The organism is Alcanivorax sp. DSM 26293, from assembly GCF_900107995.1.
Taxonomy (GTDB): Bacteria; Pseudomonadota; Gammaproteobacteria; order Pseudomonadales; family Alcanivoracaceae; genus Alcanivorax.
Genome location: NZ_FNUM01000006.1, coordinates 1 through 18354, shown reverse-complemented (window position 1 = coordinate 18354; position 18354 = coordinate 1). Strand labels below are relative to the sequence as shown.

Annotated in this window: 16 protein-coding genes; 10 read left to right on the top strand and 6 right to left on the bottom strand. The window is 57.7% G+C overall.

The annotated features are described in order from the left end of the window. Positions 1-111 precede the first annotated feature (111 nt). The gene (locus C4S63_RS11455) at positions 112-768 is read right to left on the bottom strand and encodes a response regulator transcription factor (protein ID WP_062815801.1); all 657 of its coding nucleotides are present in this window, start codon (positions 766-768) and stop codon (positions 112-114) included. A 169-nt stretch (positions 769-937) separates the two neighbouring features. Next, a complete protein-coding gene (gene acs, locus C4S63_RS11450; RefSeq protein ID WP_062815802.1) occupies positions 938-2887 on the bottom strand; it encodes an acetate--CoA ligase in 1950 nt (649 codons plus the stop codon). Positions 2888-3086: 199 nt separating this feature from the next. Here acs and C4S63_RS11445 point away from each other — a divergent pair, with 199 nt between their 5' ends. After that, positions 3087-4280 (top strand): DcaP family trimeric outer membrane transporter, encoded by a 1194-nt coding sequence (locus C4S63_RS11445; RefSeq protein WP_062815803.1) that lies wholly within the window; start codon positions 3087-3089, stop codon positions 4278-4280. A 167-nt stretch (positions 4281-4447) separates the two neighbouring features. Here the strand turns inward: C4S63_RS11445 and C4S63_RS11440 are convergent, their stop codons facing one another. The 4 genes from C4S63_RS11440 to C4S63_RS11425 form a co-directional block, all read right to left on the bottom strand. After that, on the bottom strand, positions 4448-4843 hold the full coding sequence (locus tag C4S63_RS11440; RefSeq protein ID WP_062815804.1) for an ectoine synthase: 396 nt from the start codon (positions 4841-4843) through the stop codon (positions 4448-4450). 70 nt (positions 4844-4913) lie between these two features. Further along, entirely contained in the window at positions 4914-6218 is a 1305-nt protein-coding gene (ectB, locus tag C4S63_RS11435) for a diaminobutyrate--2-oxoglutarate transaminase (protein WP_062815805.1), read from the bottom strand. Positions 6219-6270: 52 nt separating this feature from the next. Further along, positions 6271-6813 (bottom strand): diaminobutyrate acetyltransferase, encoded by a 543-nt coding sequence (gene ectA / locus C4S63_RS11430; RefSeq protein WP_062815806.1) that lies wholly within the window; start codon positions 6811-6813, stop codon positions 6271-6273. A gap of 4 nt (positions 6814-6817) precedes the next feature. Further along, the gene (locus tag C4S63_RS11425) at positions 6818-7360 is read right to left on the bottom strand and encodes a MarR family winged helix-turn-helix transcriptional regulator (RefSeq protein ID WP_062815807.1); all 543 of its coding nucleotides are present in this window, start codon (positions 7358-7360) and stop codon (positions 6818-6820) included. Positions 7361-7831: 471 nt separating this feature from the next. On the opposite strand from C4S63_RS11425, the gene C4S63_RS11420 reads away from it, so the two are divergent. From C4S63_RS11420 to C4S63_RS11375, 9 genes are all read left to right on the top strand, one after another. Continuing rightward, on the top strand, positions 7832-8716 hold the full coding sequence (locus C4S63_RS11420; RefSeq protein WP_062815808.1) for a hypothetical protein: 885 nt from the start codon (positions 7832-7834) through the stop codon (positions 8714-8716). A gap of 183 nt (positions 8717-8899) precedes the next feature. Further along, positions 8900-9859 (top strand): GTP cyclohydrolase FolE2, encoded by a 960-nt coding sequence (folE2, locus tag C4S63_RS11415; protein ID WP_231866133.1) that lies wholly within the window; start codon positions 8900-8902, stop codon positions 9857-9859. A 276-nt stretch (positions 9860-10135) separates the two neighbouring features. Continuing rightward, entirely contained in the window at positions 10136-12766 is a 2631-nt protein-coding gene (locus tag C4S63_RS11410; RefSeq protein ID WP_103917634.1) for a LuxR C-terminal-related transcriptional regulator, read from the top strand. 315 nt (positions 12767-13081) lie between these two features. Next, entirely contained in the window at positions 13082-15829 is a 2748-nt protein-coding gene (locus C4S63_RS11405) for a peroxidase family protein (protein WP_103917633.1), read from the top strand. 690 nt (positions 15830-16519) lie between these two features. After that, positions 16520-16786, top strand: a complete 267-nt coding sequence (locus C4S63_RS11395) for a hypothetical protein (RefSeq protein WP_103917631.1) — start codon at positions 16520-16522, stop codon at positions 16784-16786. A gap of 96 nt (positions 16787-16882) precedes the next feature. After that, a complete protein-coding gene (locus C4S63_RS11390; protein ID WP_103917630.1) occupies positions 16883-17200 on the top strand; it encodes a hypothetical protein in 318 nt (105 codons plus the stop codon). A 117-nt stretch (positions 17201-17317) separates the two neighbouring features. Then, the gene (locus C4S63_RS11385; RefSeq protein ID WP_146063379.1) at positions 17318-17653 is read left to right on the top strand and encodes a hypothetical protein; all 336 of its coding nucleotides are present in this window, start codon (positions 17318-17320) and stop codon (positions 17651-17653) included. Further along, positions 17650-18018 carry a hypothetical protein gene (locus tag C4S63_RS11380; RefSeq protein ID WP_103917628.1) on the top strand — a complete coding sequence of 123 codons (369 nt, stop codon included), beginning with the start codon at positions 17650-17652 and terminating at the stop codon, positions 18016-18018. Before C4S63_RS11385 ends, C4S63_RS11380 begins: the two co-directional genes overlap by 4 nt. A 58-nt stretch (positions 18019-18076) precedes the next feature. Then, positions 18077-18354, top strand: a 278-nt coding sequence (locus C4S63_RS11375) for a transposase (RefSeq protein ID WP_146063374.1), incomplete at its 3' end; no start/stop codon positions are given.

Below are 18354 nucleotides of genomic sequence, written 5' to 3'. Positions count from 1 at the left end.
ATTCTCGCTTTCTAAAATGCATGAGGCCGCGCCCAGTCTTTGAGCGCGGCCTCATGCGGTCCGGCTGTGACTACCTTTCGCGCGCAACTATTAATTATTCATTATTAACTATTAATTGCCATCCACCCCCTGCGGTTCAATCGCCAGGTCCTTCAATGCCAGCACCGCCTGGGTGCGGTTGCGCACTCCCAGTTTGCGGAAGATGGCGGTCATGTGGGCCTTGATGGTGGCTTCCGAGATATCCAGTTCGTAGGCAATCACCTTGTTCTGCATGCCTTCCATCAACATGCCCATGACCCGGAATTGTTGTGGTGTCAGGCTGGCGATGCGCTCGCTCATGCCAGAGTGATCGGGCAGGGTAGGGGGCATGGCCCGGCGGGCGTGTTCGGGAAGCCAGCGTTCGCCAGCCATGATCTTGCCCATGGCGTCGGTCATGGTTTCGATGGAAGCGGATTTGGGGATAAAGCCGTCGGCGCCAAAATGAATGGCCCGTTGAATCACATCAACACTTTCCGTTGCGGAAATCACCACCAGCGGCACCTTGCGATACTGTTCGCGCAGGTAGACCAGCCCGGAAAAGCCATGGGTGCCCGGCATATGCAAATCGAGCAGAATCACATCGAAGGGAATGGCCTGTTGCCCCAGCGTCTCCAGAGTCGCCAGAGAGTCGGCTTCATGGATGGTGGCATCGACAAAGCTGGCGGCTACCGCCTGTTTCAGGGCAGCGCGGAAAAGGGGATGGTCATCGGCTATCAGTATTGTTGTCATGGCCCCGATTTAAGCATGAAAGAAAAAAAGATGCTGCCCTTTGGAAGACCCGCAGGGCAGCGTGGGAAAAACAGGAAACAACGGGTTCCCTTCAGCATAAATCTCTGGCCGTGGTGCATGGGTGCTGAGTGCGCGCAGGTCCGTTTCAGCGCCCCGGCGCACCTCTCACTCACCGATTGACCCGGGTTTCCACCAGGCTTGCCACCACCGCCGGATCCGCCAGGGTGGAGATGTCGCCGAGGCTGTCATGTTCGTTGGCGGCCACTTTTCTGAGGATGCGACGCATGATCTTGCCGGAGCGGGTTTTCGGGAGCCCGCCAGTGAAATGGATCAGATCCGGGGTGGCGATGGGGCCAATCTCCCGGCGTACCCACTGGCGCAATTCCTGGAGCAGTGCATCGCTGGCCACTTCCCCGTCATTGAGGGTCACATAGACATAGATGCCTTGCCCCTTGATGTCGTGGGGGTATCCCACCACCGCTGCCTCACACACCCTCGGGTGGGCGACCAGGGCGCTTTCCACTTCGGCAGTGCCCATGCGGTGACCGGACACGTTGAGCACATCATCCACCCGGCCGGTAATCCAGTAGTATCCGTCTTCGTCGCGGCGGGCACCGTCCCCAGTGGTGTAGTACCCGGGGAAGCTGCTGAAGTAGGTCTGTACGAAACGTTCGTGATCGCCCCACAGGGTGCGGGCCTGCCCGGGCCAGCTGTCGGCAATGACCAGGTTGCCTTCGGCTGGGCCGTCCAGCAGGTTGCCGTCGTTGTCCACCAGAGCCGGCTGGATGCCGAAAAAGGGCAAGGTGGCGGCGCCGGGTTTGGCCTCGGTGGCCGCCGGGAGCGGACAGATCATGATGCCGCCGGTTTCGGTCTGCCACCAGGTGTCCACCACGGCCGCCTGGCCTTTGCCGACCACATCGTGGAACCATTGCCAGGCAGCCGGATTGATGGGCTCACCGGCGGTGGCCAGGATCCGTAATGTATCGCGCTTGCTGCTCTGGCAGCAGTGATCGCCGCCGGCCATCAGAGCGCGGATGGCGGTGGGGGCGGTGTAGAGAATTTCCACCCCGTAGCGATCGATGATGTCGCCCACCCGCTGATCATTGGGATAGTTGGGCACGCCTTCAAACATCACACAGGTGGCACCGTTGGCCAGCGGACCATAGACCAGATAGGTATGCCCGGTGATCCAGCCCACATCGGCGGTGCACCAATAGACCTGGCCGGGGTGGTAATCGAAGGCCAGCTGATGGGTCAGTGATGCATAGACCATGTAACCACCGGTGGTATGCAGCACCCCCTTGGGTTTGCCGGTGGATCCTGAGGTGTAAAGAATGAACAGGGGGTCTTCCGCATTCATGGCTTCAGCCGGGCAGTGGCTGTCGCTTTGTGCCTGCTCTTCCGCATAGTCCAGATCCCGGCCCGGTTGCCAGTGGACGTCATTGCCCACGTGGCGGACCACCAGAACCTTTTCCACCACACCAGTGCCATCCTGTCGCAGGGCCTCATCCACGTTGTCCTTGAGGGGCACCGGTTTGCCGCCACGCCGTCCGGCATCGGCGGTGATCACCATTTTGGCGCCACAGTCTGCAATGCGACCGGCCAGGGCATCCGGAGAGAAACCGGCAAACACCACGGAATGAATGGCACCGATGCGGGCGCAGGCCAACATGGCGAAAACCGCTTCCGGGATCATCGGCATATAGATCATCACCCGGTCGCCCTTGCCGACGCCCTGGCGCTTGAGGGTATTGGCAAGTTGGCAAACATGCAGATGGAGTGCCTGGTAGGTGATTTCCCGGCTCGGCAGGCCAGCTTCATCCGCTTCCCAGTACAGGGCGACAGCGTCTCCATTGGCGGCCAGATGACGGTCAATGCAATTGCTGCTGGCGTTGAGTTCGCCGTCATGGAACCAGCGAATATGAACGTCATCCGGATGGAAACGGGTGTCGCGAATCTGCTGCGGTTCGCGTACCCAGTCGATTCGCTGGGCCTGGCTGCGCCAGAATCCGACGCTGTCCTGCAGACTCTGTGTGTAGAGAGACTGGTAGTCGTTGGCGTCGATCCAGCAATGGGATTTCAGAGCGGCTTTTACCGGCACGCGTGCACCCGTTTCCATGGGACTTCCTCACTGAAGTGATGCGGTTGTTATCAAGGATGCTTCCAGTGTGCGAAAGCACGGCGGTGCCCTGAATTAGACCTTGGTCTTAAGGGAAGACAGCCCCTTTTCGACCTATGGCTAATAGTTGTGCGCTCAGGGGCCGAGCAAGCTGTTGATGGAGTGACTTACGTGTTGATGAAAACAAGAGGGCAGGGCCATGACAGCAATAAAACCCAAGTACCTGTGTGCCGCCGTTCTATTTGCCCATGCGGGTATGGCGGGTGCCGCTACCCTGGAGGAGCGGGTAGCCGAGCTGGAAAACAAACTGGAACACAGTGGCGGAAACAGCCAGATCACCTTTGGTGGTTTTATCAAAGCTGACACGATCTACAGCAAATACAGCGATGGTGAAGAAGCATCAGCGGCGATCGGTGAGGACTTTATGGTGCCTTCCACCATTCCTGTGGCGGGGGAAGAGGGCTCCGGCAAGCTGCATATGCATGCCAAACAGAGCCGCTTCTGGCTGAAGAGTGTTACCCGTACTCCGGTGGGGGATGTGAAGGGCCATATCGAAATCGATTTTCAGACCACCGGCCTTGGTGACGAGCGTATTACCAATAGCTATGCGCCACGTATTCGCCATGCCTATCTGAGCTGGGACAAGTGGTTGTTCGGACAGACCTGGTCCACCTTTTTCAATGTCAGTGCGTTGCCGGAAACCCTGGATTTTGTGGGTGCTGCCGGCACCGTCTTCGAGCGCCAACCGCAGATTCGTTACACCAGTGGCCCGATCATGCTGGCCCTGGAGAACCCCTCCACGACGCTCTACGGCGGCACGGAAAATCCCTACGACGATAATGGTGTGCCTGATGTGGTGCTGCGCTACAACCTGACCGGAGACTGGGGCAATGTGAGCCTGTCCGGCATGGGGCGTGAGCTGGCCTACCAGGACAACATCGGTGGCCAGGACCGGGACGAGAGCGAATATGGCTACGGACTGGCACTGGCAGGCAAGATGATGCTGGGCGAGATGGATGATGTACGCTTCCAGCTCAATTACGGCAATGCCATTGGCCGTTACCACACCCTGAATGCATTCCGCTCCGGGCAAATTGAAGCGGATGGCGATATCGAGCTGATTGATCAGTGGAGTGCGGTACTGGCCCTGCACCACAACTGGAATGATCGTTGGAGGTCGAACTTTGCGGTGTCCATGAGCGAAGCGGATAACCCGGAGACTGTGGCCGGCACCACCAACGAAACCGTCCAGAGCGCCCATGCCAACCTGATCTGGCAGGTGGCAAAGCCCCTGTCATTGGGGGGAGAGCTGATTTATGCCGAACGGGAAACCGAAGCCGGTGACAATGGTGATCTGAAGCGTGTGCAGTTCACTGCCAAGTACGCGTTTTGAGAATGGCGCTTCGGTTGAGGTGTTGGAGCCATGTCGGCATGGCGAAGCTTGCTGGGGAACGTGGAAGGTTCGCCTTGTGAACAAGGCTCCAACGGTAAAGTCTGAAGGGCAAAAAAACGGGGCGCTTGAAGCGCCCCGTTTTTTCTTGTCAGCGAGTGCCCGGTCGCTTAATCAACATCTGCCGGGTAAACGCCATTTTCATCGTGCACTTCCTTGCCGCTCAGCGGCGGATCGAAAACGCAGGCCACGACCATGTCTTCGTCGCCGCCATAGAGATAATGTTCGTCGTGCTCATTGAGCAGGTAGACAGTGCCGGGCTTCAGGTCGTAGACCTTGCCATCGGAAATGGTTTCTACCTTGCCGTTACCCGACATCACATACACGGTTTCCAGATGGTTCTGGTAGTGGATGTGAGTCTTGGTGCCCTTGAAGATGGTGGTGATGTTGAACGAATGCCCCATCTTGTCGTCTTTCAGGGACAGGCGAACAGACTGCCAGTTGCCGTTTTCGGCTTTGACACAACGGTCTGACTTCTCGGCTTCCGCCAGAGTGCGAACGATCATGAATTATGACTCCTGAGCAAAAAAGGGAGGGAGAAAGGCTCCCCCGGAACCGGGGGAGCGGGCAGTCTGTTTAGCTAGCCATGCTGGCAACAGAGTGCGCTTCACCGCGCTTGATGCGGTCAGTCATGACTTCGGCAACGCTTTCCTTGATGATGTCCAGCGCGCGGGTCAGATCTTCTTCGGCAATGGTCAGCGGACACAGGGTCTTGATCACCTGGTCATCGGCACCGGAGGTTTCAATCACCAGCTGACGCTTGAAGCAAGCCTTGGTGATTTCGCCAGCCAGTTCGCCATCACGGGCCACCAGGCCCTGCATCATGCCGCGACCGTTCAGGTAGAACCAGTGGTCGTCATAGCTGTTGGCGATTTCACGGAAACGGTCAGTGATGATATCCGCCTTGCGCTGCACTTCCTTGGCGAACTTGTCGTCACGCCAGTAATGGTTCAGCGCGGCCGCTGCAGTCACAAAGGCCAGGTTGTGACCACGGAAGGTACCGTTGTGCTCACCGGGTTTCCACTGATCCAGCTCCGGTTTCAGCAGCACCATGGCGAAGGGCAGGCCGTAACCGCTCAGGGACTTGGACAGGGTGATGATGTCCGGATTGATGCCGATATCATCAAAGCTGAAAAAGGTGCCAGTACGGCCACAACCGGCCTGGATGTCATCCAGAATCAGCAGCATGTCGTGTTTGCGACACACTTTTTCCAGATTGCGCAACCATTCAAAGCTGGCTGCATTGATGCCGCCTTCGCCCTGTACGGTTTCTACGATGACCGCCGCGGGATGATCCACGCCGCTGGAGGAATCGCCCAGCACCTTGTCCAGATATTCCGTAGTGTCGAAGGCATCGCCCAGGTAGCCGTCATAGGGCATCGGGGTGACGCCGCCCATGGTCACGCCAGCAACGCCACGGTGGTGGCTGTTACCGGTAGTCGCCAGGGCACCCAGGCTCACACCGTGGAAGCCATTGGTGAAGCTGATGATGTTTTCGCGACCCTTGATATTGCGGGCCACTTTCAGCGCCGCTTCCACCGCATTGGTACCGGTGGGGCCGGTGAACTGCATGATGTAATCCATATCGCGGGGCTTCAGGATCACTTCGTAGAAAGCATCCATGAATTCACGCTTGGCCGTGGTATGCATATCCAGGCCGTGAACAATGCCGTCACGCTGGATGTACTCAAGCAGCTTCTCTTTCAGTACCGGGTTGTTGTGGCCGTAGTTGAGCGTGCCTGCGCCGGCCAGGAAGTCGATGTATTCCTTGCCGGTTTCATCGTACAGGTAGCTGCCCTTGGCCTGGTCAAACACCACCGGGAAGCTACGTGCATAGCTCATTACTTCCGATTCGTGACTTTCAAAAATGTCGGTATCCATGATTCCTGTTCCTCGCTTGAATTCGGTGCTTGTTACGTTCTGCTCAGTTCGCTCAGGCTTCGTCTCTGTTGAATGGCCCGATACGCAGCAGATATTCGTCATTATGTTCGCCGGCAAAGTGAATGCGCGAATCGAACAGAATAAATTCTTCCGTGGGCATGCTGCGCTGGTAGGCGAAGCTGCGGAACATTCCCCAGGAGGCTTCGTTGTCGGGGGTAATGGTGGTCTCGATGAACTGAACGTCGGTGCTTTCCTCACGGTTGATCAGTTCGGCCAGCATGCGCTTGGCCAGGCCCTTGCCGCGGGCTTTCTCATGTACGGCCACCTGCCAGACGAACAGCGTATTCTGCTGCTTGGGCGGGATGTAACCGGAAATGAAGCCCACCAGGTCGCCGTCCATTTCCGCGGCGACGGAGGTGTCAGCAAAGTGCGTACACTGCAGCAAGTTGCAATAGACGGAGTTCTCGTCCAGCGGCTTGCACTCACTGATCAGCTTGTGCACCCGGCTGCCGTCCTGGCTTTCCGGTTTGCGGAAAGTAATGTCATCCTGATTGTCGGTGGATGAATCCGTTTTCTTTGCACTGTCTGCAACCATGGTTTCACTTTTGGTCCGTTTTAGAGAAAGAGTTGGCTTCGCGTTCGCGGCGACTACTCATGTCCACCGCTGGTTGGGCGCGGTCGATGGCGCCCAGATCCAATACCGGGGACGCGTCGATATCCCCGGCATTCATCATCGCGGCCACCCGTTGCAGGGAGCTGAGGATTAACGATTGCTCCCAATCTTCCAGGCGGTCAAAACGCTCGATGAATTCGTCCTGAAGCGGGGTAGGGGCCTGGTCGATGATGTCGTCACCGGCCGGGGTCAGGTGAGCGTAGACCCGACGTTTGTCCTGCTCGCCGCGCTTGCGCTCGACAAGCTCCCGCTTTTCCAGGCGGTCCAGAATGGTGGTGATGGTGGCCTGGCTGAGAGAGACCTCATTGGCCAGGTCGCCCATGGTGATTTCACCGTGAGCCGAAATCGCCTGCATGATGAGTAGCTGCGGCGAAGTGAGCCCCGAGACCTTGCTCAACTTGCGAGAGTAAAGGTCGGTGGCGCGAATAATCTGTCTTAATGCAATCAGCACGTCTTCGTGTCTGGCCATTGCCGTCCGTTCTCTTGATAACAAAGTAATGTGACCGTTATTGGACATAATCAGTCTGCAATCACCTTTGAGATGTAAGGATTCAACCCCACACCATTCAGGGCAACGCCAAGTAATTCCTTGCGAAAATTGGTAAGCTATTTTAGAGGTAAAACATTTAGAAGTCAAAGTAACTGCTGACGCAAGCCCGCCGAAACGGCGCGATGCCGCGTCTTTTCTGGCCTGCACGGGATTTGCCAAAGGCCTGGCAATGACCCGAAATTGCTCTCCTTGTTGAATCAGTATTGCGCCCCGGTCAGAGCCTTCCCCGGTGGATGTGTGGGTGGGGCTGGGGTCCGGCCGGCCTGGCGAATGTGGCCACAGTGGTGGCACATGGCAGGGCTTAATGCGACCATACTCTGGGCCTGAAGTGACCGCTTCTTGCGCCGTTTAAACGTAAGTCGACAGATTGAGGATAGAGTCTTGCAGAGAATGCGACTTGCGCGCCTGGCATTGCTGGGGGTGTTGTTTCTGGGCCTGGCGCCCACCGTCATGGCGGAAACCGATGAGGCTCCCCGCCAGGAGGCTGAAAGCGAAATCGAGAAGGGGCCGGTCATTTCCCAGTTCCGGGAAAACTGGATCCTTGGCGAGTTGCGTAACCTCCGCCAGGACATGATGGAATACCGTAACCAGATGAACCTGCTGGTCACTGACCGGGAGCTGGAAGTGGCAGACAAGGCCATGGGCTATGCCACCAACACGGTGACCTATTTCTTCTATCTGATTGCCGGTGCCGCTTCCATTCTGGCGCTGGTGGGCTGGTCCACCATTCGTGACCTGAAGGACAACGTGCGGGTTTACGCGGAAAAGGAAATGGCCCGTCTGACCAGCGAGTACGAGGCTCGCCTGGCGGATCTGGAGCGGGAGCTGCGCAAGAAATCCCTGACCATTGCCGAAAACCAGGAAGAGATCGAGCGCACCAACGAGATCCACAGCCTGTGGCTCAAGGCCACCAAGGAGCCCAGCGCCCAGGCCAAGATCGAGCTGTATGACCGGATTCTGGAATTACGCCCGGATGATCCGGAAGCCCTGGCCTGGAAGGCCGATGCGGCCCTGGAGCTGGGCGAACAACGCTGGGCCTTGAGCCTGTGTGACCGGGTGCTGGAAGTGGATGAAGAAAACTCCCATGCCTTGTACCAGCGCGCCTGCGCCTGGGCCGGGTTGGGTGAGATCGATAATGCGCTCGCCGACCTGGATGCGGCCATCCAGACCTCCGAAACCCTGCGCCGTCATGCCCGCAGTGAAGAGATGTTCCGCCCCCTGCATGCGCTGGCTCGCTTCCAGGAACTGGTGGGTAGTGCAGACGAACCGATCTGATCGGGCTGATAGGGCCATTCTGTCAATCCCATAGCCAAAGCCGCGCCCGCAAATGGTCAATTTGCGGGAGACTTTCTGCTAGACTTGCCCCCCTTGTCAGTCAGGGCGATGACAGTCGGGTTACCGTTTTGTTCACCCGACGGGCCATAAGATGGTCTCTCGTGCGCCCCTATGGAGAATCCCATGACACGTGAAACTGGTGCCGGTGGCACCAAACAGATGCCGGACGTCGCGTCCAATTCCATGGTGGATCACATCCATAGCACCCTGGATTGGGTCGGCATGAGCGAAATCCACCTGCCTGCCCGGGTCAGTGACACCCTGGCCGGTGAGCGCCCGGTGAGCACCTCTATCCAGGCCTATGTGAATCTGGCCAACCCGGATTCCAAGGGTATCCATATGTCCCGGCTGTTTCTGATGCTGGAAGAGACCTTTGGCGATCATTCGGTCAGTGCTGCATCCATTGAGCAGCTGCTGCGTAATTTCCTGCAGACCCATGAAGGCCTCAGCACCCGCGGCTTTGTGCAGCTGGACTTTGAATACTCCATGCGTCGTCCTGCCCTGAAGAGCAGCTATTCCGGCTGGAAGAGCTACCCGGTCAGCATCAAGGGCACCCTGTGTGAAGAAGGCATGCGGATCGAGATGTACGTGGAAGTGCCGTACTCCTCCACTTGCCCGTGTTCAGCGGCCTTGTCCCGCCAGCTGATTCAGGAACAGTTCCGCCGTGACTTTGCGGAAGGCAAGGTCGATGCGGATGCGGTGTTTGAGTGGCTGGGGACCGAAGAGGGTATTCTGGCCACCCCGCACAGTCAGCGCTCCGTGGCCCAGGTGCGGGTCCTGCTGGATCACACCGAAGGCGATGCGTTCCCCATCACTGCGCTGATCGATTCCATCGAAGGGGCTCTGAAAACCCCGGTGCAGACCGCCGTGAAGCGGGTGGACGAACAGGAATTCGCCCTGCTCAACGGCCAGAACCTGATGTTCTGTGAAGATGCGGCCCGTCGCCTCAAGCAGGCCCTGAATCCCCAGGGTTGCTACAAGGATTTCTGGCTGCGGGTCAATCACCTGGAAAGCCTGCACGCCCACAACGCGGTGGCCATTGTCACCAAGGAAGTGGACGGCGGTTACCTGCCGATTCCCTGATCAGTCAGCGCACCACAAGAAGCCCTCTTTCCTGACGGAAAGGGGGCTTTTTTGTGGGTCGCGCCCCAGCTCTCAGCCCCCGGTCGGAGATCCGACCTCAGCCCCGCGTCCTCTCAATCACGCCTTTTGTGATTTGCGGCCATGCCGCTACCTGTTGTTCGGTTTGTGATCAAATGCCGGTTCGGGTGAGCCAATATCCGTTAGTTTGCATATCGGCACTGACGTCCCAGCCAGCCGATGGCAGTACAACAATAAAAAACGCTAGGCAGATCAGAAATGAGTACGACTGATGCGTCCCGGCCCGTGGCAGGTCGGTTCTACCGGAAGGAACTGGTGGCATTGCTGGATCATTGCGCCCGCGTGCCTCTCACCCTGTTGCTGGCTCCCGCCGGAGCGGGGAAATCCACCCTGCTCAGCCAGTGGCAATCCCGGCCCGGCCCCGGCGTGGTGGTCTCTCTGAGCCTGCGCCCGGCGGATGATGACCCGGTGCGCTTCCTGCGCCGTTTTGCCGAGCAGACCCGGGCCGCCGTGCCGGCGTTCGATACCTCCTGGTTCATGCCCTTCGATGTGGCTGAGCTGCCGCCATCGTCCATTGCCGATGCGCTCTTCGAGGCCCTGGAGCAGGTGGCCGGGCCCCTGTTTATCGTCTTTGATGACTTCCAGCATATCCGTAGCCCGGAAACGCTCAGTGTCATCAGCACCCTGTTGGACCAGCCGCCGGCGGACGTGCACCTGATCATCGCCAGCCGCACCCAGCCGGCCCTGGATATCAGCCGCCTGCGGCTGGAGGACGCGTTACTGGAAATCGGCGCCAGCGAACTGAAAATCCGCCGTGAGGAAGTCACTGCCCTCAATGAAGGTCTGGGCGGCGGGGCGCTGGATGAGGAGGAGATGGTCCACCTGCTTAGCATTACCGAAGGCTGGATGGCCGGGGTCAAGATTGCCCTGCTGGCGGCCATGCGCTCGGGCATGCAGACCCTGAAAGACTTTGATGCCAGCCAGCCGGAGCTGATGGACTACTTCTGCCATGCGGTGTTGAAAGGTCTGCCCGATACCGCCCGCACCCTGTTCATGCAGAGCGCGTTGCTGGACAGCTTCAATGCGGAACTGTGCAACCAGGTGCTGCAGAGCGATCACGCCGCCCGTCTGATCGAGGAGCTGACCTCCCGGGAACTGTTCCTGATCCCGATATCGGGCAGGCCCGGCTGGTATCGCTATCACGGGTTACTGAAAGATTTTTTGCGCGCCCGAGTCGCCATTGAAATGCCCGAATGCATCGCGCCGATTCACCGCCGTGCCACCCGCTTCTTTGTGCGCCAGCAGAATTTTCGGCAGGCCGTATGGCATGCCAAACGGGCCGGGGACGACAGCCTGTTCATTCACTGCCTGGAGCAGGCCTTCGACTACTGGCTACGGGAAGGTTATACCGCCCACATTCTCGACTGGGCGGAAACGCTGTCGGACAGCACCCTTCTCAGCCGTGATGAGTTGTCCGCCCCCTTGATCAGCACCCTGACTCTGTCTCGCCGGTTCTTTCGGGCCCGTTATTATCTGGATGCATTGAAAGAGGCGCCGCGTAACGATCAGCAAGCCCGCGACAATCACGCCCGGGTGATCGACTTTCTGGAAATGCACCTGCAATTGTTCCAGCACGATACCGACTTCATGGAGGGTGCCAATCTGTCCCTGCTGATGGAAAGCAGTGGTCACCGGGACATCCGGGCCTTCTCCCTGGCCATGGTGGCCTACTACCACCTGCAGCATGGACGACTGGAATCCGCGTTGGCGTTTTCCAGTCAGGCCCGGGAAGTCTTGCTTCGCCTGGGGCATCATTTTACCGCCGGCTACGCCGGGTTGATTACCGCCCTGGCCAACCACCAGCTGGGCCATATCGGTGAAGCGGTTGCGTTTATCAACGAGCATTTCCATGGTACCTCCCGGGACAGCCCGACCTGGTCCCTGTGGGCAACCGGCATGGTGGTGGTGCTGTACGACCAGAACCGTCTGGAGGAAGCCCAACAGCTGTGCGAAGACCTGCTGCCCATGGTGTCGTCCGCCTCGGCCACGGAAGTGATTTCCACGGTCTACCTGACCCTGTCGCGGCTTCAGCATCTACAAGGCAAACAGAAACCCTCCGAGCGCATGCTGGAAAAACTGCTGGGCATTCTGCAGCTGGGCAACTACCAGCGCTTCGTCAACATGACGGTGCTGGAAATGGTGCGCCAGGCCTTCACCGCCGGTTGCTGGAGCCGACTGGATGCGGTGGCGGAACGATTCGACCTGGCCGGTTGGGTGGCGAACAACGGCACCCACACCCCGGCCACTTACAGCCAGAGCTGGGAACGGAAAGGGCTGGCTGCGGCCTACTGGTTGATCGCCAATGGCCGCCTTGCCGAGGCAGACGCCGTGTTGCAGCGGTTGCTTTCAGTTGTGAAGGCGGCAGGGATCATGACCCGGGCTTCCATCGTGGAGGCCAACCTGTTGGTAATCACCGCCCGTGGCAGTAGTGCCGGTGAGCAGGCAAAACGGGTGGATGAACTGATCACCCGCTACGGGCTGCTCAATATCAACCGCTCGGTATTCGACGAAGCGCCGGGCCTGGCCGCGCTGATGAAAAAGCTGTGGAGCCGTGGCGTGCTGATGCTGCCGGAGTTTTATACCGACCTGTTCCCCGCCGTCTTCGACGCGGCCCCGGCTACTGCTCCGCTGGATGTGGACCCGGATGCGGTGCTCACGCCAAAGGAACTGGAAATCTTCGAGCTGTTGCAAGGTGGCTTGAGCAACGCCGGCATCAGCGAAAAAGCGGGCACCTCCATCACCACCACCAAATGGCACCTGAAAAACATCTACAGCAAACTCGGCGTTTCCAGCCGCACCGAAGCGGTCCTGCGCGCGGCATCGCGTTAGCGCTTGCCGTAGCAGCGTCGCTGGCGTCGCGATAAATCAAACAGTGACGAGTCGCGAGAAGCGAGATTCGAAAATCGAAACCGAGAACCAGGGAAAGCCAGGTTTTCGCTTCTCGTAACTCGCTACTCGCTACTCGCTACTCGCAACTCGCCTATCGCGCCGCCAGCGACGCTCCTACCGAAAGCCAAACCATGATCCGGTTCGCGATTTCCGCCCACCCCCTACCGCAGGAGGGGGTGGAGGGGCTGGCCCCGTTGCTAGAGTCCGGGCGTTGTCATCCGACATACCCCGAGAACAACAAGACGGAGGCTTATCATGGCTATGACCCCCTGGGTTACCTGGCCGGCCCTGACCAAATTCGGCACCCTGGGCGTGATGGGTGCGTTGCTGGTACTGGCCGGGCAGCGGGAAGACCTGCTCGAGAACAACATGTTCGATATGGAAAGCTGGGACGAAAAGAACGCCAGCATTGTCTGTGACGAACGCAGCCTGACCGCCCGCACCGAAGACGGCACCTGCAATATTCTGGAGAACCCGGCGGAGGGCTCCGTCCATACCAACTTCGGCCGAAATGTGGACCCGGCGTCGGTGTATGCGGAGAACGCCAGTGGCAATCTGCTGACCCCCAACCCCCGGGAAGTCAGTAACCTGATCATGTCCCGGGGCGGCGATTTCAAACCCGCCACCACCCTGAACTTTATCGCCACTTCCTGGATTCAGTTCATGGTGCACGACTGGTTTGACCATGGCCCGCGTACCGATGCCAACCCCATTGAGTTCCCGTTGCCACCGGGTGATGTGCTGGGCTCCGGCACCATGTCCGTCCAGCGCACCCGTCCGGACCCGGATGTGAGTGGTGACGAGTCCGTGGTCACCTACGAGAACATCAACACCCACTGGTGGGATGGCTCCCAGCTCTACGGTAGCGACAAGGACACCAACGACGAGGTTCGTTCCTTCGTGGACGGCAAGCTGGAAGTGGACGGCAACGGCCGTCTGCCCACGGAATTTCTCAGCGGCAAACCGGTCACCGGTTTCAACGAGAACTGGTGGGTGGGGCTGAGCATGATGCATCACCTGTTCACCCTGGAGCACAACGCCATCGCCGACATGCTCAAGGCCAACAACCCGGGCAAGTCCGACCAGTGGCTGTTCGACAAGGCTCGCCTGATTAATTCCGCCTTGATGGCCAAGATTCACACCGTGGAATGGACCCCGGCGATCCTGGCCAATCCGGTATTGGAGCGGGCCATGTACGCCAACTGGTGGGGCCTGGGCGGCGATCGCGACACCCGCGACAAATTCCAGGAAGACCTGGATATGCTCAACAACAACCTGGGGCAGCTGGGCAGTCTGTTTGATCTGGTCGGCATCGATACGGGCCTGGGCGACAGCCCTACCAGTTCCATCGAGCATGCCCTGGCCGGCCTGGTGGGTTCGCGCACGCCCAACAATTACGGTGTGCCTTACACCCTGACCGAAGAGTTTGTTTCCGTATACCGCATGCATCCGCTGTTGCGTGACGAGATCAAGGTCTACGACATCGGCTCCAACATCGTTGATCAGGAAATTCCTATTCAGGACACCCGCAACGGCGACGCAGAAGATTTGCTCGGCGACGTGGGGCAAGACCGTCTATGGTATTCCTTCGGCATCACCCATCCGGGGGCGCTGACCCTGAACAATTACCCGGATTTCCTGCGCAACCTGTCCATGCCGCTGATCGGCGACATCGACATGGCCGCCATCGATGTACTGCGTGATCGCGAACGCGGGGTGCCGCGCTACAACGAATTCCGCCGCCAGATCGGCCTCAAGCCCATCACCCGTTTCGAGGACCTCACCAGCGACCCGGAACTGCTGGCGGACCTGAAGTCGCTCTACAACAACGACATCGAAATGATCGACACCCTGGTGGGGCAGCTGGCGGAAGAAACCCGTCCGGAAGGCTTTGGTTTCGGCGAAACCTCTTTCCAGATCTTCATTCTCAATGCCTCCCGTCGTCTGATGACCGACCGCTTCTTCACCACCGACTATACCGACGAGGTCTACACCGCCGCCGGTATCGACTGGGTGGAAGATAACACCATGGTGGATGTGATCCGTCGTCATTTTCCCACCCTGGCCACCAGCCTGGTGGGCATGGACAACGCCTTCAAACCCTGGGGCCTGAACATGCCGGACGACTATCAGGACTGGTCCGCCCAGGCCAAGCAGGATCACCTGTGGGTCAACGGCGCACTGCGCACCAGCTATGAAGAGGGTGAGGTGCCCGCTATCGAACCCATCGACATCGGCGGCCTGATCAACTCGGTACTGTGGAAGAAAGTGCAGGATGTCACCGACGTGGCGCCCCCGGGCTACAGCAAGCCGATTCATCCGCGCGGTGCTTTGGCCAAGGTACAGTTCCAGTCCGCCGGCGGCCATGATTACAGCGGCCTGTTCCAGGGCGCCGATCATGGGCTGTTGCGCCTGTCCGTTACCGGTGATCCTTCCGACCGCGGTTTTGCCCCCGGCCTGGCACTGAAACTGCTGGTGGATGGCAAACGCTCCGAAAACGTGTCGGCGCTCTATACCCTCAGCGGCCAGGGCGACAACCACAACATCTTCGCCAACGAACTGTCCAACTACGTGCAGGCGGAAGTGAATGAAACGCTGGGCACCACCGCATTGTTCTCCCTGGTTTCCACCAAGCCCACCCTGCTGGTGATGAGCGACATGGCCAAAGTAAACCAGGACGGCAGCGCCGCAGGCAGCGTCAAAACCCCGACGCAGATCTACTTCGTACCCAACCCGACGCTGAGAAATACCATCAGCACCGCCCCCCACGATTTCCGCGACGACCTCACGGCCATCCCGGCGGGCACCAAGCTGTATGACGTCTACGGCACCGACATGCAGATCCGTAAATCCATCTGGCCCTGGGTCACCGCCCGCTACGCCCGCGAGCGCCGCAACAGCGCCGTCAAAATCGGCGAACTGGTCACCCAGTCCGAGTTCACCCTGTCCCAATTCGGTGACACAGGCATCTTCTTCAAGCACCAACGCTACGAGGACCGTTAAGGGAGAGCGGCGCTAACCCCGCCACCACCAGGCCCGGGCAGCCACAAGCTGCCCGGGCTTTTTTATGCCTGCCACATCACCACACCCCGTGGGAGCGGTCGTCCGACCGCGAAATCCGCTTGGCTGTGCCCTTATCGCGTCCCAGGAAAACTCCACCCCTGAATATCCCTCCCTGTGGGAGCTATGCTTGCATGGCGAACTTCCAATGCGTCCAGCACCACCCATGCTCAACAGAACGAGCAATAAATTTGTAGGATATGGCTTACAGAAAAAGCTAAACGGTTGATATAAGGTGTTTTTCAGAAAGGGTCGATATCGGGAAAATCCAGGAAATAGGCCGCTCGTTCGAGTTTTGTCAAATGGGAATGGCTGCCATTTTTTCGGTAAGGTACTGAAGATAGTGGATTCTTCGGCACTATATGTTGTACTCCGGTTCGAATTATGTCGAAAAAAGATATGTCGAATCGTTCGACTGAATACGCTGTTAGGCATAAGGAAGTGCAGAGCTGTGGGCAAAATCGCGGACCTTTTTAATGCTGTTTTTTATGGTGGCTCTCGAAGCTTCAACGCGGGGGAAAATGCCATTCTAGATGCCGTAGAAGCTGAGCTGCCAGAGTCGGAGCGCGAGATTTTTTCTAAGCAGCGTGGCGCTGTGAATCTGGTGCAAAGGCAGCATCCAGGAAGCTCGTAATGGCCTATTACAGAAAATCTTCGAGTGTTCCTGAAATGCCTTATATGTCCGATGAGTATTGTCTAGCTGAGGTTCGTCACAAGCGGGAAAAACAGCCTCGGAAAACCAACGTTGTGCTTCACAATGGCATTCTCCAGAGTCTTGAGCGTTCTGTTCCCAAGGACGAATCTGAGATCAGAGAAATAGTCAGCGTTCGTCTTCATCCAAAGAGCTACCAGAGCCTGGCTGAGGAGCTAGATGCCGAGGAGCACGACGAAAATGCCTAACAAGGCGGTCAACCGGACGCCAAAAGCGTTGCGCTTTTGGTGCCCTCCGCTGGCGCTCCGGCGCCGGTTACCTTAGCGTTATATGAATGGGTGGTTATGACCCTGCGTAAGATTAATGAAGTCGGTGGGGATAAAGTCGAAGAGGCGCTGAAAGCGTTGTCGGTTCTCATTGGATACTGGTTTCTTGCTAGGGCTCTCGTTCGTGAAATTGATTTCTTGAGCCCAAAGTGGTGGCTGGATTTTGTTGTGCCCTTTGTTGTTAGCGACTGGGAGTTTGGGGTCTTACTAGTTTTCGTTGTCTCTCCGGCACTGCTGGCTGTTCTAGGGTTTGTGATTTACCGCCCTGGGGCTCAATGGGTGCGTTGGGCGTTCGCTCCGATGGGAGTGCTCATATGGATTGCATTGATGTGGTAAGCATATAACAAGGGCCTGCAAGCCGACCTTCGGCGGCTGAGGCAGGCGTTATATGTAGGGGGTGAAAGGTTGTACGTCGAGGAAGCTAATACGAAAAAGAACCTTTGGATATGTTTCTTGGGAGCTATTGCTGTCATCACCATTCCGGTTTTAGCACTATCAGTTCCGGTTAGGCCTGTGGGTGAAGAGATAGGGGTTTGGTTTCAGCGAAGCGGTTCAATAATGACGGTGCTCTGTTTGGTTCTGGAGTTGAAGCTTTTCTCTATTCATGGGGTGCTCTTTCCGTCTGGCTACGTCAGTGTGGGGTTTGATGAATTTAAAGAGAAATACTTGCCTTTCTATAAGGCGCTCTCAGTCTCAATCCTCATTCTCACAGCGGTGGGAACAATTATCTGGGGCTATGGCGATCTCATGCTCACATATAACAATGCCATGCATGCGACAAGCGCATGATGGCCGGCGTTACATGCCCATGGAAGTATCTAGTGATATCAAAGAATAAAAAGTTCATTGCATTGTTGTTAGCTTGTTTTCCTGCTATTGCTTATGCCAATGGTGGTGGTCCTTTACTACTATTTATCAGCGGTAGCGCATTTATCTTCGGGCAGGTCTGGATTCTATTTATCGAGACTGTACTGCTAAAAAAAGCGTCAGGACTTAGCACGAAGACAACATTTAAGCATGTGTTTTTAGCTAACTTAGTGTCCACCTTAATTGTTGGTCTTGGGTTTCCATTTTTGTTAGCGGTCATCACCGCGTTCGCAATGGAGTTGCCACAGCCATATGGGGGCTATGCGTCAGCTCTAGGGAACCTCTGAAAAACTCCCCGACTTTGCCATAATCAGGACTTTCTATCAGCCACTTGCCGGGAATGCCATGAGCCAGCTGACCTTTGCCGAAGCCGAATACGAACACAAGAAGCGCAAGACCCGGCGGGAAGTGTTCCTTGAGAAGTTGGATCAGCTTCTACCCTGGAAGGCGCTGGAGTCTACGATTGCTGTTTATTACGCCTCTGGCAGCACTGGCCGGCCGCCGTATGCGCTATCGAGCATGCTTCGCATTCATGTCATGCAGATCATCTACAACCTGAGTGATCCGGCGATGGAAGATGCCTTGTATGAGATCGAGTCCATGCGCCGTTTCGCAGGGATTCG

Bases quoted from the DNA above. Each gene is read 5' to 3' on its own strand.
- folE2 (WP_231866133.1), top strand. From the start codon at position 8,900: ATGACACGTGAAACTGGTGCCGGTGGCACCAAACAGATGCCGGACGTC.
- ectA (WP_062815806.1), bottom strand. From the start codon at position 6,813: ATGGTTGCAGACAGTGCAAAGAAAACGGATTCATCCACCGACAATCAG.
- C4S63_RS11380 (WP_103917628.1), top strand. From the start codon at position 17,650: ATGATGGCCGGCGTTACATGCCCATGGAAGTATCTAGTGATATCAAAG.
- ectB (WP_062815805.1), bottom strand. From the start codon at position 6,218: ATGGATACCGACATTTTTGAAAGTCACGAATCGGAAGTAATGAGCTAT.
- C4S63_RS11445 (WP_062815803.1), top strand. From the start codon at position 3,087: ATGACAGCAATAAAACCCAAGTACCTGTGTGCCGCCGTTCTATTTGCC.
- C4S63_RS11420 (WP_062815808.1), top strand. From the start codon at position 7,832: ATGCGACTTGCGCGCCTGGCATTGCTGGGGGTGTTGTTTCTGGGCCTG.
- C4S63_RS11405 (WP_103917633.1), top strand. From the start codon at position 13,082: ATGGCTATGACCCCCTGGGTTACCTGGCCGGCCCTGACCAAATTCGGC.
- C4S63_RS11390 (WP_103917630.1), top strand. From the start codon at position 16,883: ATGACCCTGCGTAAGATTAATGAAGTCGGTGGGGATAAAGTCGAAGAG.
- C4S63_RS11425 (WP_062815807.1), bottom strand. From the start codon at position 7,360: ATGGCCAGACACGAAGACGTGCTGATTGCATTAAGACAGATTATTCGC.
- acs (WP_062815802.1), bottom strand. From the start codon at position 2,887: ATGGAAACGGGTGCACGCGTGCCGGTAAAAGCCGCTCTGAAATCCCAT.
- C4S63_RS11410 (WP_103917634.1), top strand. From the start codon at position 10,136: ATGAGTACGACTGATGCGTCCCGGCCCGTGGCAGGTCGGTTCTACCGG.
- C4S63_RS11395 (WP_103917631.1), top strand. From the start codon at position 16,520: ATGGCCTATTACAGAAAATCTTCGAGTGTTCCTGAAATGCCTTATATG.
- C4S63_RS11455 (WP_062815801.1), bottom strand. From the start codon at position 768: ATGACAACAATACTGATAGCCGATGACCATCCCCTTTTCCGCGCTGCC.
- C4S63_RS11440 (WP_062815804.1), bottom strand. From the start codon at position 4,843: ATGATCGTTCGCACTCTGGCGGAAGCCGAGAAGTCAGACCGTTGTGTC.